The organism is Devosia sp., assembly GCF_036676215.1.
GTDB lineage: Bacteria > Pseudomonadota > Alphaproteobacteria > Rhizobiales > Devosiaceae > Devosia.
This window is the reverse complement of the sequence record NZ_JAKFDJ010000108.1, coordinates 17,727-34,767: the sequence shown is the minus strand read 5'-3', so window position 1 is coordinate 34,767 and position 17,041 is coordinate 17,727. Positions and strand designations below refer to the sequence as shown.

Here is a 17,041-nt window from a genome sequence, read left to right as displayed (position 1 = left end):
GAGCGCGAGGTGCTCGCTGCCCTGGCGTCAGGCGGGTCCGATAACTATTGATCGAGGATCTGGGCATGTGTGGACGTTTGACCGCGGAATACACGGACTCCCAGAAGCCGGTCGTCAATTTGCAGTAAGTAGCTGGTGGATCATGTCTACAACAGATGGGTCGTTCTCGGATCGCTTCGGCTTCCATGCTCCTGACGCGGAAATCGTGGTGCGTGAAGACGCGCCCGATGTCGTGCGGGATGCGGTGCTCATGCTGGGCTACGCTGCCGGTCTGGGCCCCAGCAGTATGCGCGACGTGGTCTGCGAGGTGCTGCTCCGCAGGCCAGACCTCAACAATTGGTCTTCCGGCAATATCGAGACTGAGGTGCAGTATCTGATCGCGGATGCACCCTGGTTCAAGATTTATGATCTAGCGGAGAGGATCTTCGTCAAACTACGGGGGAACTACTCGGACTTCGGAAAGGAAGAGGATTTCGCCCGTCGTCTCAACGGGGTCTTCCGTGAACATGGCATTGGCTGGAAGATGGAGGATGGTCGCATCGTCGCCCGCGGCTCCGAAGTCTTCGAATTGGCGACTAAGGATGCCGTCTCCACCATGATGGCGTCAGGTGCACCTACTGCTGCAAACGAAATACATGAGGCTCTGCGGGACATCTCAAGGCGTCCCAAACCCGACGTGTCGGGAGCGATTCAACATGGCATGGCCGCACTCGAGTGCGTTGCCCGCCAATATGATGCCACCACCGACACCCTAGGTCCGATCATCGGGCGGCTGAACTTTCCAAAGCCGATGGACGAAGCCATCAGGAAGCTGTGGGGTTTCACGTCGGAACAGGGTCGCCACTTGTTAGAAGGACGCGACCCGCAATTCGAGGAAGCGGAGTTGGTCGTAACGGTTGCGGCAGCGGTTAGCGTCTACCTGCTGCGGGAGAAGGCTCGGTCAGGTCGCTAGCTGGGCCAGAGGTTACGGCTCGTCCCGCTGCCATCTAATCAGCAACATTTGGCGCCGAGTAGAGTTCGTCGCGCCAAAGCTGGGTCGTCCTGATCCCGGACAGCCGACGCACCTGCAGCCGCCCGACGTCGCTGTCGGACGGGTATCGCTCTCTGACGTGCCAGAACCCACCGCTCTGACACCTGGGGCAACGCCCCCCAAACAGGTCGTCGAGGAACGCCTGTGGGTGGTAGATCTGAACCAGGTCTGTCGCCAGGTAGATCCGACTCCGCCGGCAGAGGTCGCACCTGCATACGATGAGCAGGCCAGCGGCCGCAGCGGCACCAATCCGCGGACGGTAGAACTCCCGGGATGGAGGCGAGTTGCTCACTGCTGACTGATGGCCAAAGTGCCCTTATCCCTGTTCTCAGCGACCGCGTATGGCCTGCTCAACCGGTATTCGTCGCTCTCGGGGTTGAACTCCGCGAAACGAAACCCTTCGCGCCACATTGCCCACGCCTCGGCCTCCGTGAGCCGTAGCTTCGCTGGATCACGGCCATCGATCTTCGTCAGAAACCATGCCATCGCCGCCTCCTACTTGTTCCTGTTATGTTCTAATTTTGAATCGGGATAGGAGTCCAGAGCGACGATATCAAATCTGCGGTGCCTGGTCGCCGGGGAGGGTGTCGACTTCCCCCTGAACTTCACCCCACACAGGTGAACTTCGAGGTGAAGTTCCAGGTGCGCGGGGTGAAGTTCCTCGGCGTTTTCAAATATTTACGATGTTGATCGCCTGCATGTTGACCGCCCGGTGTTTGCGGGCGACCATTTTTTCATGTTCACTGATTTCGATTCATATTCGATCTCGATCCCGTCGCTTGCGGTGCAGCGCAGTAGCGTGGCGATGCGATCCTCGGACCCCAGCCAAGTGGTGCACGACGAGGCGCCGCTCGCGATCGACGACGTACTGGCCCTTCCGGAGTTTGCCGGGGCAATCAGCCGGTATCAGTTGCGTCAGGCGGTGGTCTCGGGGAAGATCGAAGTCGAGCGGCACGGGCGCCGCATCATTTTCACCGCTTCGGCGGTTCGCCGTTGGAGATTGAGTTGTCGCGTAATTCCAAGGGCGCCAGGCTTTGGCTCAAGCCAACCGAGCACGACAAGACGACAGGCAAGCTTCGGAAGCGGAGCGTCTGGATCATCAGGGATGGTGAGAGCAGCGTCGTCACTGGCTGCTCTCCGCATGAGCGCGAAGAAGCTGAAAAGCAGCTCGCCGAATACATAGCCGCGAAATATAGGCCAGACCGCGAAAAAGACCGACCGGCGGCGAACATCCTCGTCACTGACGTCTTGCAGCTGTATTCCGAGGAAGTGGCGCCAGGTCACGCACGGCCTGGCAAGACTTCCGAGCGGCTGCTACAGCTCGGCGAGTGGTGGCAAGGCAAAACCCTTGCAGAAGTCACTGGCAAAACATGCCGCGAGTACACCACGTGGCGCGTCGGTCAGCCCTGGAAGTCAGCTAAGCCGGAAAAGACGGGTAGGCCGCCCCGCCTGGTGACAGCCGCCGGTGCCCGCCGTGAGCTCGAAGACATGCGTGCCGCCATAAATTTCCACCGGTCCGAGGGCTACACGCGCGAAGTCATTGAGGTGACTTTGCCCCCGCGGTCGGGCGCAAAGGAGCGGTGGCTCACTCGATCGGAGGCTGCCCAGTTTATCTGGAAGTGCTGGCGCCATCGCGAGTATCAGAACGGCAAGCCGACGGCGAAGCGTCCATGGCGGCACCTCGCCAGGTTCACTATCGTCGGTCTCTATACCGGCACCCGCGCGGCCGCGATCTGCGGCGCTTCCCTGTCGGTGACGCCAGGGTCGGGCTACGTCGATCTAGACCAAGGCGTCCTCTATCGTCGTCCGCACGGGCGAGCCGAGACAAAAAAAAGGCAGCCACCGGCTCGCTTACCGCCCCGTTTGCTCGCACATATGCGGCGGTGGGCTAAGGACCGTGGCGATGACACGATCTCCAAAAAGTACGTGGTCGAGTACAACGGATCCGCGATCGGGGAGGTCAACAAAGGTTTTGCGAGCGCTGTTGCCGCTGCAGGGCTCGGACCTGACGTGACGCCGCACGTGCTCCGGCACACGGCGGCAACTTGGATGATGCAGAATGGGGCCGATCTCTGGGACGCCGCCGGATTCTTGGGCATGAGCGTCCAGATGCTCGAGCGCACCTATGGACACCATCATCCCGATCACCAGCAGAGCGCTGTTGACGCGATCACCGCGAAGAGGCGACGGTAGCCCCAGAGGTAGAGGGGCAACGATGAGACCGATAGTGATAGCCACCGCGGCGGTAGCCGCGGTGGTCTTGTTGGTGGGCGGCGCGTTCGGCGTGCAGTACCTGATATCGCCAAAATCCTACGACGAGTGCATGCTCAGCGAGATGCGTGGCCAGGACCAGGCCATGTTCTCAACCGCTAGGATCACGTGCGAGCGACGACACGCAGTTGAGGTCGCCATCCCCATCACGTCGGATGATTGGCGCTGGACCAATGACCGCCTCTACGCGCTCGTGACACTGTCCGACCAGATCCTCACAGGCTATACCCCCACGCGCGCGCAGTTTGCCTTCTCGACAGAAACGTGCGCGGAAACCGATGTGAACGCGATGGAAAAGCACATACCCAGCATCGCGAAGAACGGCGGCTTTCAGTTGGGCATAATGGCCCCGTCCGATCCGAAGTGCCTGCATATGCTGGAACTCTGGGGCACCCGGAAATGACCGATAAGAACAAAGGCGGTTACGGGGACAGGACGGGGACAGAATGAGCGGAACAAAGGCGGATTTGGTCGAAACGGGGACAGAAACGCCCTTGACCGCGCATCGTTCGAGACCCTAGGAAACGCAGGCGTTTCGACGCGACGGGCCTATAGCTCAATGGTTAGAGCCGACCGCTCATAACGGTCTGGTTCCAGGTTCGAGTCCTGGTGGGCCCACCATACCCTCGCTCCTGTCGGATAAGGACGGTACCTCCGCTCACGCGGGCCGGTCAGTGTTGCCAGACGACGAGGCCGGCGGCGGTGGCCATCATGGCGCCGGCCGTCTTGTTGAGACGGCCCAGAGCGCGCGGACTCTTGAACATTTCGCGGGCGGCCGAGGCCAGCCAGGCATAGCCGCAACCGATGATCAGCAGCACCACGACCACGATGAAGGTCAGTTCGGCGAAGGCGACCGGGTTCATCTGATCGAGCGGAATCACGGTGGGCAGGATGGCGAGGTAGAAGACGATGGTCTTGGGGTTGCCCATGGTCAGCGAGAAGCCGGCGAGGAAGGTACGCCAGCCGTCTTCGCTTTTGGGCTTCATCTGCTCGGCACCGGGGCGGGCGGTCCAGAACTTCCAGGCGATGTAGAGCAGATAGGCCGCGCCGGCCCAGCGGACGATGACAAAGAGCGGGCCGAACCAGGTGGCAATGGCCGCCAGCCCGAAGACGGCGAAAACGAAATAGACCAGATCGCCGGCCAGAATGCCCAATACCATGGGGAAGGCGCCCTTGAAGCCGCCGCCCAGTGCCCGCGCCACTACGGCCGCGACGCCGGGGCCGGGAACCAGAACGGCGATGGCATAGGCAATGGTGAACGTGAGGAGGGTGAAGGCGTCCATGGGGCGGTCTCGGTTTGGGAGGCGGACACTACGCCTCGGGCCAGCGGTTGCCAAGATGGGCAGGCTTGCCCGGAAATGGGCAAGACAGCTGCAAGCATGCTGGTGCAATTCTTCGGTTTTGCTGCGCGCGTGCTCCCTAAGGCAGCCGGGCCAGCCGCTCGGTCAGCAGTTTGAAGAAGCCTTCCGCGTTGCCATTGCGGAGATAGGTGACGTTCCGCACCTTGCCGGTGACGTGCCAGTAATCGGCGACGGTCATGCCCATGGTCAGTTCGCTGGCGGTTTCGATGCTGACATTGCAGTGGCGGCCCTCGAACAGGTCGGGCTGCAACAAATAGGCGATGACGGTGGGATCGTGCAGCGGGGCGCCGGCCCAGCCATATTTGAGCAGATCGAAGGTCTCCGAGAAGGTCAGCATGGCGTGGACCGCCTGGCCGGAGCGGTTGCCAAGGCCGAGGATGGCGGCGAGACGCTCGGGGGTGGATTGGATCTGGTGGGTGACGTCGAGGGGCAGCATGGTGATGGGCGCGCCGCAGCGCAGCACGACGTCGGCGGCCTCGGGATCGACATAGATGTTGAATTCGGCAGCCGGCGTGATGTTGCCGACTTCGAAATAGGCGCCGCCCATCATGACGATCTCGGCTATGCGCTCGGCGATGGCCGGCTGCTTGACCAGGGCCATGGCGATATTGGTCAGCGGCCCGAGCGTGCAGAGGGTGATGGTGCCGGGCTCGGCTGCCATCAAGGTATCGATGAGATAGTCGACGCCGTGCTGGGCCTGCAGCGGAATGGTGGGATCGGGCAGGTCGGGGCCGTTGAGGCCGGTTTCGCCATGCACGTGCTCGGCCGTCACCAGATGGCGGCGCATCGGGCGGGCGCAGCCGGCATAGACCGGGATATCGGGACGGCCGGCGAGCTCGACAATCTTGCGGGCGTTGCTGGCGTTATGGTGCAGGCCGACATTGCCGGCCACGGCCACAATGCCCAGCACCTCCAATTCGGCGGGGGAGGCCAGCGCCAGCAACATGGCGACGGCATCGTCCTGGCCGGGGTCGGTATCGATGATGATCTTGCGGGGCATGGGGGAACCTTGAGGAGAATGCGAATCCGGGCGGCACACTAGCGAAGCCGGATGGGGCGGTCGACTGCCGCCGCCAGGCTTGCTCAACGGAACGTTGCAGCAACGGTCGTTGCCGATCCGCGGCACACCTTAACCGAGCGGCATGGAGCCCGCCCGGTAGATTGCCCATGCTGCGATGGCGCTTGACGGGCTCGCCCGGGAGCGAAAGAGTCGCTGCCTGAATTGGGTGCGGAGACTCTCGTGGCGGGTGAAGTTGTCGGGCATGCGGCGGACGCTGCGGCGCATGGCGTCGATCTGATTCCAGTGGTGGCGCTGCTGGGCGCGGCAGTGATCGGGGTGCCACTGTTCAAGCGGATGGGCCTCGGGTCGGTGCTGGGCTATCTGGCGGCGGGGCTGCTGCTGGGACCGTCTGGAATCGGCTTGATCAGCGATCCGGAATCGGTGCTGACCACAGCCGAACTCGGCGTCGTGATGTTCCTCTTCATCATCGGGCTCGAAATGGAGCCATCCAAGCTATGGGCGCTGCGCAAGCAGATATTCGGGCTGGGGGTGATCCAGGTGCTGGTGAGCGGAGCGCTGCTGACTGGGGTGGGCGTGCTGCTGGGATTTGCGCCGGTGGTGGCCTTCATCTTCGGCATGGGGTTCGTGCTGACCTCGACGGCAATCGTCATGCAGATCCTGGGCGAGCGCGGGGAACTGGCGACCGATAGCGGACAGCGCATGGTTTCGATCCTGCTGCTGGAAGACCTGGCCATCGTGCCGCTGCTGGCGGTGGTCGCGATCCTGGCGCCAACGAGCGGCGAGGACGCCGGCCTAGTGGCGCGCCTCGTGGGCATTGGGGCGCCGATCGGCGCCGTGGTGCTGCTGATCTTCCTCGGACAACGCATCATGAACCCGTTCTTTGCGCTGCTGGCCTCGAGCAAGCTGCGCGAGGTGATGACGGCCGCGGCGCTGCTGGTGGTGCTGGGGGCAGCCTTGCTGTTCCAGGCGAGCGGGCTGTCGATGGCGATGGGCGCATTTCTGGCGGGTGTTTTGCTCTCCACCTCGGCGTTCCGGCATCAGCTCGAGGCCGATGTCGAGCCGTTCCGCGGTATCCTGCTGGGGCTGTTCTTCCTTGCCGTTGGCATGTCGCTGGACCTGACGATCGTGGCCGGCAGCTGGCAGATCATCGCCATCAGCGTCGTGGCCTATATGCTGGTCAAGGCGGGGGCGATCTATGTCATTGCGCGGCTGCTGAAATCCAAGCATGCCGAGGCGCTGGAGCGCGCAGTGCTGATGGGACAGGGCGGAGAATTCGCCTTCGTGCTCTATACCACGGCGGTTGCGGCGGGGATCATCGATGCGCCGACCAACGCAATCTTCACCGCGACGGTGATCGTCTCGATGGTGTTGACGCCGTTCTTCATCATCGGGTTGCGTCTCGTATTGCCCAGGGACCTGGTGCAGTCGATGGACGGGGTGGAGGAGGTGAGCGAGCTCTCCGCCAAGGTGCTGATCATCGGCTTTGGCCGCTTCGGACAGATCGCCAGCCAGCCGCTGCTGGCCATGCGTCACTCGGTGTCGATCATCGACAACGATACCGAGATGATCCGGGCGGCAGCGCAGATCGGCTTCAAGGTCTATTACGGGGACGGCACACGGCTCGATATCCTGAGGGCGGCGGGTGCCGGCACTGCCGACGTCATCCTGATCTGCACGGACCGGCGGGAACAGACCACGCGCATCGCGGAAATGCTGAGGGACGAATTTCCGCTGGTGCGGGTGATGGCCCGAGCCTTCGACCGGTCGCATGCCATCGAACTCATCCGCGCCGGTGTCGAATTCCAGCAGCGCGAGGCTTTCGAGTCGGCGCTGGTGCTTGGCGGCGAGGCGATCAGAATGCTTGGAGCCAGCGACGAGGAGGCCGCTGAAGTGGTGGAAGGTGTTCGGGACCGCGATCGGCAGCGCTTCGACAGGCAGTTGGCTGGCGAGGACTGGCGAAATCTCGGCCAGTTGCTGATCAGCAATGCGCAGGACCAGGCGCATGAGAGCGGCGTCAATGTGGCCGAGGATGAGGCGGAAAACGCCGTGGAGAAAAGCACGCACCCTGAGCAACCCGCATAGCGGAACGCGCTTTGGGGGCTTCCGCCTGCCCAAATTAAGTGCAAGACTAAAGTCTCTAGAGGGGAATACATCGTCATGAAATCTGGATTGCGATATGCCGCAACAGCCGATCGTTTACGACGCCCCTACGCCGGAACCCCGCGCCACTACCGTTGAGGCCATTCAGGCCGAAATCCTGGAAAGGTTGATCTACTCCGTCGGCAAGGATCCTATTGTCGCGCGGCGGCACGACTGGCTGGCGGCAACTATCATGGCGGTGCGCGACCGCGTCATGGATCGCTGGATGGAATCCTCGCGCGAAACGTGGCGGACATCGAACAAGCGCGTCTATTACCTCAGCCTGGAGTTCCTGATCGGCCGGCTGATGCGCGATGCGATGAGCAATGTCGGCCTGATCGAGCCGGTGCGCGAGGCGCTCAAGAACCTCAATGTCGATCTGGGCGACCTGATCAATCTGGAGCCCGATGCAGCGCTGGGCAATGGCGGCCTGGGCCGTCTCGCCGCGTGCTTCCTTGAATCCATGTCCTCGGTGAAGATCCCCGCCTATGGCTATGGCATCCGCTATGTGCATGGCCTGTTCCGCCAGGAAATGAGCGAGGGCTGGCAGGTCGAACTGCCGGAAGAATGGCTGGCGCACGGCAATCCGTGGGAATTCGAGCGGCGCGAAAGCGCCTATGAAGTCGGCTTTGGCGGCCATGTCGAGCCGGTGACCGATCCGGACGGCACGGTGCGGCAGGAATGGCGCCCCAACGACCATGTGCTGGCGGTGGCCTATGATACCCCGATCGTGGGCTGGCGGGGGGCGCGCGTGAACACGCTGCGGCTGTGGAGCGCCCAACCGATCGACCCGATCCTGCTCGACAAGTTCAACTCCGGCGACCATATCGGGGCGCTCGAGGAAAGCTCCAGGGCCGAAGCCATCACCCGCGTGCTCTATCCGGCAGATTCGACTGCAGCGGGGCAGGAATTGCGGCTGCGCCAGGAGTTCTTCTTCTCGTCGGCGTCCCTGCAGGACATCGTGCGGCGCCATCTGCAGCAATATGGCGATCTGGGCTCGCTGCCCGACAAGGTTGCCATCCAGCTCAACGACACCCACCCGGCCATCTCGATCTGCGAACTCATGCGCATCCTGGTCGACGACAATGGGATCAAATGGGCCGATGCGTGGAAGCTGACCCGCGGCACGTTCGGCTACACCAACCATACGCTGCTGCCCGAGGCGCTGGAGAGCTGGCCGGTGGCGCTGCTGGAGCGGCTGCTGCCGCGGCACATGCAGATCATCTACCAGATCAATGCCGATGTGCTGAACGATGCGCGCAACCGTGCCAAGTTCAGCGATGCGCAGATCGCCAATGTATCGCTGATCGATGAGGCAGGCGGCCGCCGCGTGCGCATGGGGCAGTTGGCGTTTGTCGGCTCGCATTCGATCAATGGCGTGTCGGCGCTGCATACCGAACTGATGAAGCAGACCGTGTTTTCGGACCTGCACCGGCTCTATCCCGAGCGCATCAACAACAAGACCAACGGCATCACGCCGCGGCGCTGGCTGATGCAGTGCAATCCGGGGCTGACCAAGCTGATCAGCGAGCGGATCGGGCCGGAATTCCTCGACGATATCGACCTGCTGCGCGGGCTCGATGCGCACGCCGCCGACCCGACATTCCAGGGGCAGTTCGCGGCGGTCAAGCAGGCCAACAAGCAGCGCCTGGCGCAATTGATCAAGGACCGTCTCAACGTCGTCGTTTCGCCGGACGCCATGTTCGATGTGCAGATCAAGCGCATCCACGAATACAAGCGGCAGTTACTCAATATTATCCAAGCCGTTGCTCTATATGACGAAATTCGCGCGCATCCGGAACGGGAATGGGTGCCGCGCGTTAAGATATTCGCGGGCAAGGCGGCACCGGGATACTGGAACGCCAAACTCATCATCAAGCTGATCAACGACGTCGCCAAGGTCATCAATCATGACCCGGCGGTGCGCGGCCTGCTCAAGGTGGTGTTCCTGCCCAACTACAATGTGAGCCTGGCCGAGGTGATCGTGCCGGCAGCAGATCTCAGCGAGCAGATTTCGACCGCGGGGATGGAAGCGTCGGGCACGGGCAACATGAAGTTCATGGCCAATGGCGCCATCACCATCGGCACGATGGATGGCGCCAATGTGGAAATGCACAAGGAAGCGGGGCCAGACAATATCGTGATTTTCGGCCTGACCGCGGAAGAGGTGAACGAGAAGCGCAGCAAGGGCGAAGTGCCGCGGACGGCGATCGACAATTCGCCGCGGCTCAAGGAGGCGCTGGAGGCCATTTCTTCGGGCGTGTTCTCGCCGGACGACCCCCACCGCTATCGCGATCTGATCGGGGGTCTCTACGACCACGACTGGTTCATGGTGGCGCGCGATTTCGACGCCTATTCAGCGGCGCAGGCGGAGGTGGACGCCATCTGGCAGGACAAAGGACGCTGGAACGCCATAGCGATCCGCAACACGGCGCGTTGCGGTTTCTTCTCGTCGGACCGGACGATCCGGCAATATGCGCAGGATATCTGGGGCGTTTCGACAGCGGCCGAGTAATGGCAGACAGGGGGCGGCAACTGGCGCGAAAGACCGGAACCGTCCGACATTTGTGGTTCAGGCGAGTTGGCAGTAGGCCGGCGATCGCCTTGGGGGGGACGTGCGTGTGACCAAGGAAGACTGGCAAGCCGATTCGAAGGAAGTGGATGCGATCGTCAACGGTCGCCACCACAACCCGTTTGCGCTGCTTGGCCTGCATGAGGTCAACGGGCAGTGGGTGCTGCGCGCATTCATTCCGCATGCCGAGACGCTGGCGGCCTACGGGCTGGACGGGACGGAGCTTGGGCATTTGATCCCGCGCCATGCCGGCGGGTTCTTCGAGGGCAAGGTGGCGCTCAAGAGCCACCAGCCTATCCGCTATCACGCCAGCAATGTTGGGGGGGAATGGGATGTCTATGACCCCTATTCCTTCGGACCGGTGCTGGGGCCGATGGACGACTATTACATCGGCGAAGGCAGCCATCTGCGCCTGTTCGACAAGCTCGGCGCGCATGAAATGGAATTCGAGGGCATCCACGGCACGCATTTTGCGGTGTGGGCGCCCAATGCGCAGCGCGTCAGCGTGGTAGGGCCGTTCAACGACTGGGACGGCAGGCGCAATCCGATGCGCAATCGCCTCGAGACCGGCATCTGGGAAGTGTTCATCCCGGTGCTGGGCACGGGGACGCTCTACAAATACGAGATCGTGGGGCCGGACGGGGTGGTGCTGCCGCTCAAGGCCGATCCCTTTGCGCGGCAATCGGAAATGCGGCCGCGCACGGCTTCGGTGGTACCCGACCCGACCGAGTTTACCTGGACGGACAGCCGGTATCTGGAAGAGCGTGCCACCCGCGACTGGCGCCGCACGCCGATGTCGATCTACGAGGTGCATCTGGGAAGCTGGCGGCGGCGGCCGGATGGCGGCTTCCTGAGCTATGACCAGCTTGCCGAGCAGCTCGTGCCCTATGCGGCGGACATGGGCTATACCCATATCGAGCTGCTGCCGGTCAGCGAGCATCCGTTCGATCCGAGCTGGGGCTATCAGCCCACCGGCATGTATGCGCCGACATCGCGGCATGGCGATCCGGCGGCGTTCGCGCGGTTCGTCAATGCAGCGCATGAGGCCGGGCTCGGCATCATTCTCGACTGGGTGCCGGCGCATTTCCCGACCGATGCGCATGGCCTGGCCAATTTCGATGGCACGGCGCTCTATGAGCATGCCGATCCGCGGCAGGGCTACCATCCCGACTGGAACACCGCGATCTACAATTTCGGGCGCAAGGAGGTGGTGGCCTTCCTGGTCAACAATGCCCTCTTCTGGCTGGAGAAATTCCATATCGACGGGCTGCGCGTCGATGCGGTGGCGTCGATGCTCTATCTGGATTATTCGCGCCAGCAGGGCGAGTGGGTGCCCAACAAGTTCGGCGGCAACCAGAATCTGGAGGCGGTCCAGTTCATCCGCCGGGTCAATACGGAGACCTATCGGCTGCATCCTGGCACGTTCATGATCGCCGAGGAATCCACCTCATGGCCGGGCGTCAGCCACCCCACTTTCACCGGTGGGCTGGGCTTCGGGTTCAAGTGGAACATGGGGTTCATGAACGACACTCTACGTTTCATGAGCCGCGAGGCCGTGCACCGCAAATTCCACCACAACGACATGACCTTCGGCATGGTCTATGCGTTTTCGGAGAATTTCGTGCTGCCGCTCAGCCATGATGAAGTGGTGCATGGCAAGAAGTCGCTGCTGGAAAAGATGCCGGGCGACGACTGGCAGAAATTTGCGAACCTGCGGGCCTATTACGCCTTCATGTGGGGGCATCCGGGCAAGAAGCTGCTGTTCATGGGGCAGGAGTTCGCGCAGCGGGACGAGTGGGCCGATGGCAAGTCGCTCGACTGGTATCTGCTCGATGCCGGCATGCATGAAGGCATGCGGCGGCTGGTGGCCGACCTCAACGTGGCCTACCGGCAATTGCCGGCGCTGCATGAGCGCGACAACGAGCCCGACGGATTCGAATGGGTGATCGGCAACGACTACGCCAATTCGGTGTTTGCCTGGCTGCGCAAGGCGCCGGGGAGCGATCCGATCCTGGTGGTGTCCAATTTCACGCCCGTGCCACGCAGCGGGTACAAGATCCCCATGCCGCTGGCCGGCAAATGGGTGGAACGCATCAATACCGATGCGGGCTGGTATGCCGGTTCCAACACCGGCAACCAGGGTGCGGTCGAGGCCTATGCCGTGGAGGGCGAACATTGGCCGGCGGAGGCGGAAATCTACCTGCCGCCGCTATCGACGCTGTTTCTGAAGTATGAACCGGCGTGAGCCGGCTGAGTGCAATAGTCCCGGAAAACGGGCAGTAGTGGAGGGTTAGAAAAGAATGGCAGACTACAGAGTACCATCGCCGCTGGCCCGCGAGGCCATGGCCTATGTGCTGGCAGGTGGACGCGGCACGCGCCTGATGGAATTGACCGACCGGCGCGCCAAGCCCGCGGTCTATTTCGGCGGCAAGTCGCGCATCATCGACTTTGCGCTCTCCAACGCGATCAATTCGGGCATTCGTCGCATTTCGGTGGCGACGCAGTATCAGGCGCACAGCCTGATCCGGCATCTGTCGCGCGGGTGGAACTTCCTGCGGCCCGAGCGCAACGAGAGCTTCGACGTGCTGCCGGCCAGCCAGCGGGTGGCCGAGGACATGTGGTATGCCGGCACGGCCGACGCCGTGTACCAGAACATGGACATCATCGAGGATTACGGCGCGCGCTATATCGTCATTCTGGCGGGCGACCATATCTACAAGATGGACTACGAAATCATGCTGCGCCAGCATGTGGACACGGGCGCCGACGTCACCATCGGGTGCCTGGAAGTGCCGCGCATGGAGGCCGTGGGCTTCGGCGTGATGCATGTGGACGGGCGCGATCGCGTGGTCGATTTCATCGAGAAGCCGAAAGACCCGCCGAGCATTCCCGACCGCCCGGATACGGCGCTTGCCTCGATGGGCATCTATGTGTTCGAGACGCGGTTCCTGATGGAACAGCTGCGCCGCGACGCGGCCACGGAAGGCTCCAGCCGCGATTTCGGCAAGGACATCATCCCCTATATCGTCAAGAACGGCACGGCCTGGGCGCACCGCTTCACGCGGTCCTGTGTGCGCTCGAGCAAGGAAGACGTGGCCTATTGGCGCGATGTGGGCACGATCGACGCCTATTGGAAGGCCTCGATCGACCTGACCGATATCGAGCCGCAGCTCGATCTCTATGATCGGGACTGGCCGATCTGGACCTATGCGGAGATCACCCCGCCGGCCAAGTTCGTGCACGATTTCGACGGGCGGCGCGGCTCGGCGGTCAATTCGCTGGTCTCGGGCGATTGTATTGTCTCGGGGGGGCATCTGCAGCGGACGCTGCTGTCGACCGGCTCGCGGGTGCATTCCTATTCGATGCTCAACGAGGCGGTGGTGCTGCCCTATTGCGATATCGGGCGGAATGCGCGGCTCACCAAGGTTGTGATCGACCGCGGCGTCAACATCCCCGAGGGGCTGGTGGTTGGCGAGGACCCCGAATTCGATGCCAAATGGTTCCGGCGCTCCGATGACGGTGTGACGCTTGTCACCCAGGCGATGATCAACAAATATCTGGCGGGCCGATGATTGAAGTTCTCTCGGTTGCGTCCGAGGTCTATCCGCTGATCAAGACCGGGGGGCTCGCCGACGTGGCGGGCGCCCTGCCGGGGGCGCTGAGCAGCCACGGCGTCACCATGCGTACGCTGGTGCCGGGCTATCCGGCCGTCATGGCCAAGCTGAGCCGCGGCCGAGTGGTCAAGGAACTGGCCGATCTGTTCGGTGTGCCGGCCAAGCTCATCGCAGCCCGGGTCGAGGGGATCGATGTCATCGTCATCGATGCGCCGGCGCTCTACGACCGGCCGGGCAACCCCTATGTCGGCCCCGATGGCTGGGACTGGCCGGACAACTGGAAGCGCTTTGCGGCGCTGGGCTGGGTCGCGGCGGAACTGGCCATGGGCCTAGTCGATGGGTATCACCCGCAGATCATCCACGCGCATGACTGGCAGGCCGGGCTGGCGCCCGCCTATATCAAGTTCGGCCCGGGCAAGAATGTGAAGACGGTGATGACCATTCACAACATCGCCTTCAAGGGCTTCTTCGGTCCCGAGATTTTCGGCCAGTTGCGTCTGCCGCCACATGCTTTCGGGGTGGGCGGCATAGAGTATCACGGCGGCATTTCCTACCTCAAATCGGGCATGGAATGCGCTGACTATGTCACCACGGTCAGCCCCAACTATGCAGATGAAATCCGCACGCCGACATTTGGCATGGGGCTCGAGGGGCTGCTGAACGGCCGAGCCGATACGGTTGTGGGTATCCTCAACGGCATCGACACCGATGCCTGGAACCCGGCGACCGACGCCGCGCTGGTCCGCACCTTCACCGCCAATACCATCCAGGGCCGCCAGGCCAACAAGCAGGCGGTGGTGGATAGGTTCGAGCTCGATGGCACCGACGGGCCGCTGTTCTGCGTGATCAGCCGGCTGACCGATCAGAAGGGCATGGACCTGTTGTTGCAGGCTGTGGATGGCCTGGTCGATCTGGGTGGGCGGCTGGCGGTGCTGGGTTCGGGCGAGGCCTATCTCGAGGAGGGTTTTCGGCGCGCATGGCAGCGCCATCCGGGTAAGGTAGGCATCATTACCGGCTATGATGAAGCGCTGAGCCATCTGATGCAGGGGGGCAGCGATGCCATCCTCATTCCCTCGCGCTTCGAGCCGTGCGGGCTGACCCAACTCTACGGGCTGCGCTATGGCTGCGTGCCTGTGGTCAGCCGTATCGGCGGGCTTGCCGACACCGTGATCGACGCCAATCCGGCGGCTATCGCGGCCGAGGTGGCGACGGGTATCGTGTTCGACCCGAACAGCGCGCATGCGCTCTATGAGGCGATCCGCCGGACGGTGCGCCTTTATGCCGACGACAAACGCTGGAAGAAGATCCAGCGGCGAGGAATGAAATCTGAAGTCTCCTGGGAGACGAGCGCGGCGCGCTATGCCGACCTCTACGCCACCATTACCGGGCTCAAGACCAATGACGATCCAGACAATTAAGACCACCCCCTATGCCGATCAGAAGCCGGGCACGTCGGGCTTGCGCAAGCGGGTGACCGTCTACCAGCAGCCCAATTATGTCGAGAACTACATCCAGGCGATCTTCGATAGCCTTGAAGGTTTTGCCGGGCAGACGCTGGTGATTGGCGGGGACGGGCGCTTCTACAATGACGTGGCCATCCAGAAGGCCATCCGCATTGCGGCCGCCAATGGTTTCGGCCGGGTGCTGGTGGGGCGTGACGGGATATTGTCGACGCCCGCGGCGAGCCACGTGATCCGGCACTACAAGGCCTTTGGTGGGCTGGTGCTGTCAGCCAGCCACAATCCGGGCGGGCCGGAGGGTGATTTCGGCATCAAGTACAATATCTCCAATGGCGGGCCGGCGCCGGAGAAGATCACCGACGCGGTCTATGCCCGCAGCAAGGTGATCGACAGCTACAAGACGACGGAGACGGCCGATATCGATCTAGGCCGGCTGGGCACCGAGATGGTTGGCGCAATGACGGTCGAGGTGATCGACCCGGTGACCGACTATGCGGCGCTGATGGAGACGCTGTTTGACTTCGGTGCCATACGCGCGATGTTCGCGTCGGGCTTCAGGATGACGTTCGATGCCATGAATGCCGTCACCGGCCCCTATGCCCATGCCATTATAGAAGACAGGCTCGGAGCCCCGAAGGGGACCGTGATCAACGGCACGCCTTCGCCAGATTTCGGCGGAGGTCACCCCGATCCCAACCTGGTCTATTGCAAGGACATGCATGATCTGCTGATGACGCCGGAGGGTCCCGATTTCGGGGCTGCGTCGGATGGCGACGGCGACCGCAACCTGATCATCGGCAAGAACCGGTTCGTGACGCCGTCGGATTCGCTGGCGCTGCTGGCGGCCAATGCGCATCTGGCGCCGGGGTACAAGGCCGGCATCGCCGGCATTGCCCGCTCCATGCCGACCAGCGCGGCGGCCGACCGGGTAGCGGAAAAGCTCGGCATCGAGATGCATGAGACGCCGACGGGCTGGAAATTCTTCGGCAATCTGCTCGACGCCGGGCGGGTCACCATCTGCGGTGAGGAGAGCGCCGGCACTGGCTCGGACCATGTACGCGAGAAGGATGGCCTGTGGGCCGTGCTGCTGTGGCTCAACATCATCGCGGCTCGCAAGCAGAGCGTCGACCAGATCGTGCGCGAGCATTGGGCGACGTATGGGCGCAACTATTATACGCGGCACGACTATGAAGAAGTCGATGCGGCGATCGCGGGCAAGCTTGTCGATGATTTGCGGGCGCAATTGCCCTCGCTGCCGGGCAAGGTCTTTGGCGACGATCTGCAGGTCGCCTATGCCGACGACTTCACCTATCACGATCCGGTGGATGGTTCGACCAGTGCCAGGCAGGGAATCAGGATCGGCTTTACGGATGGCTCGCGCATCGTTTTGCGGCTAAGCGGAACCGGCACGGTCGGCGCCACGTTGCGGCTCTATCTTGAGCGCTACGAGGCAGCCGATGGACGACACGATCTTGACACCCAATCCGCCCTTGAGCCCCTCATCGGACTGGCCGACCAGCTCGCGGGGATCAAGCAGCGCACCGGGCGCCAGGAACCCAGTGTCATCACCTAA

The 17,041-nt window shown here is 62.7% G+C and carries 12 protein-coding genes and 1 tRNA gene; 10 read left to right on the top strand and 3 right to left on the bottom strand.

Translation table 11 applies throughout. The features are described from left to right. Positions 1-142: 142 nt before the first annotated feature. A complete protein-coding gene (locus tag V6M52_RS10405; protein WP_332700972.1) occupies positions 143-952 on the top strand; it encodes an AbiJ-NTD4 domain-containing protein in 810 nt (269 codons plus the stop codon). A 366-nt stretch (positions 953-1,318) separates the two neighbouring features. On the opposite strand, the gene V6M52_RS10400 is transcribed toward V6M52_RS10405, so the two are convergent. After that, positions 1,319-1,516 (bottom strand): hypothetical protein, encoded by a 198-nt coding sequence (locus tag V6M52_RS10400; protein ID WP_332700971.1) that lies wholly within the window; start codon positions 1,514-1,516, stop codon positions 1,319-1,321. A gap of 519 nt (positions 1,517-2,035) precedes the next feature. Between V6M52_RS10400 and V6M52_RS10395 the strand changes: the two genes are divergently transcribed. From V6M52_RS10395 to V6M52_RS10385, 3 genes are all read left to right on the top strand, one after another. Continuing rightward, entirely contained in the window at positions 2,036-3,223 is a 1,188-nt protein-coding gene (locus V6M52_RS10395) for a site-specific integrase (protein WP_332700970.1), read from the top strand. A gap of 34 nt (positions 3,224-3,257) precedes the next feature. After that, positions 3,258-3,704, top strand: coding sequence for a hypothetical protein (locus V6M52_RS10390; protein ID WP_332700969.1), 447 nt, complete (start codon positions 3,258-3,260; stop codon positions 3,702-3,704). Between the two features lie 142 nt (positions 3,705-3,846). Further along, positions 3,847-3,922, top strand: a tRNA-Ile gene (locus tag V6M52_RS10385). A 50-nt stretch (positions 3,923-3,972) separates the two neighbouring features. On the opposite strand, the gene V6M52_RS10380 is transcribed toward V6M52_RS10385, so the two are convergent. Both V6M52_RS10380 and V6M52_RS10375 read right to left on the bottom strand, forming a co-directional pair. Next, positions 3,973-4,584, bottom strand: a complete 612-nt coding sequence (locus tag V6M52_RS10380) for a LysE family translocator (protein ID WP_332700968.1) — start codon at positions 4,582-4,584, stop codon at positions 3,973-3,975. A 136-nt stretch (positions 4,585-4,720) separates the two neighbouring features. Beyond that, complete coding sequence (locus V6M52_RS10375; RefSeq protein WP_332700967.1) at positions 4,721-5,662, bottom strand: nucleoside hydrolase; 942 nt, start codon at positions 5,660-5,662, stop codon at positions 4,721-4,723. A gap of 240 nt (positions 5,663-5,902) precedes the next feature. Here V6M52_RS10375 and V6M52_RS10370 point away from each other — a divergent pair, with 240 nt between their 5' ends. From V6M52_RS10370 to V6M52_RS10345, 6 genes are all read left to right on the top strand, one after another. After that, positions 5,903-7,765: a monovalent cation:proton antiporter-2 (CPA2) family protein gene (locus V6M52_RS10370; protein ID WP_332700966.1), complete on the top strand. Its 1,863-nt coding sequence runs from the start codon at positions 5,903-5,905 to the stop codon at positions 7,763-7,765. Positions 7,766-7,859: 94 nt separating this feature from the next. Continuing rightward, positions 7,860-10,337 (top strand): glycogen/starch/alpha-glucan phosphorylase, encoded by a 2,478-nt coding sequence (locus V6M52_RS10365; RefSeq protein WP_332686462.1) that lies wholly within the window; start codon positions 7,860-7,862, stop codon positions 10,335-10,337. Between the two features lie 106 nt (positions 10,338-10,443). Then, complete coding sequence (glgB, locus tag V6M52_RS10360) at positions 10,444-12,639, top strand: 1,4-alpha-glucan branching protein GlgB (RefSeq protein WP_332700965.1); 2,196 nt, start codon at positions 10,444-10,446, stop codon at positions 12,637-12,639. A 55-nt stretch (positions 12,640-12,694) separates the two neighbouring features. Next, positions 12,695-13,966 (top strand): glucose-1-phosphate adenylyltransferase, encoded by a 1,272-nt coding sequence (gene glgC, locus V6M52_RS10355; protein WP_332686466.1) that lies wholly within the window; start codon positions 12,695-12,697, stop codon positions 13,964-13,966. Next, on the top strand, positions 13,966-15,426 hold the full coding sequence (gene glgA / locus V6M52_RS10350; RefSeq protein ID WP_332700973.1) for a glycogen synthase GlgA: 1,461 nt from the start codon (positions 13,966-13,968) through the stop codon (positions 15,424-15,426). Before glgC ends, glgA begins: the two co-directional genes overlap by 1 nt. Continuing rightward, entirely contained in the window at positions 15,407-17,041 is a 1,635-nt protein-coding gene (locus tag V6M52_RS10345) for an alpha-D-glucose phosphate-specific phosphoglucomutase (RefSeq protein WP_332700964.1), read from the top strand. The genes glgA and V6M52_RS10345 overlap by 20 nt, the downstream gene beginning before the upstream one ends.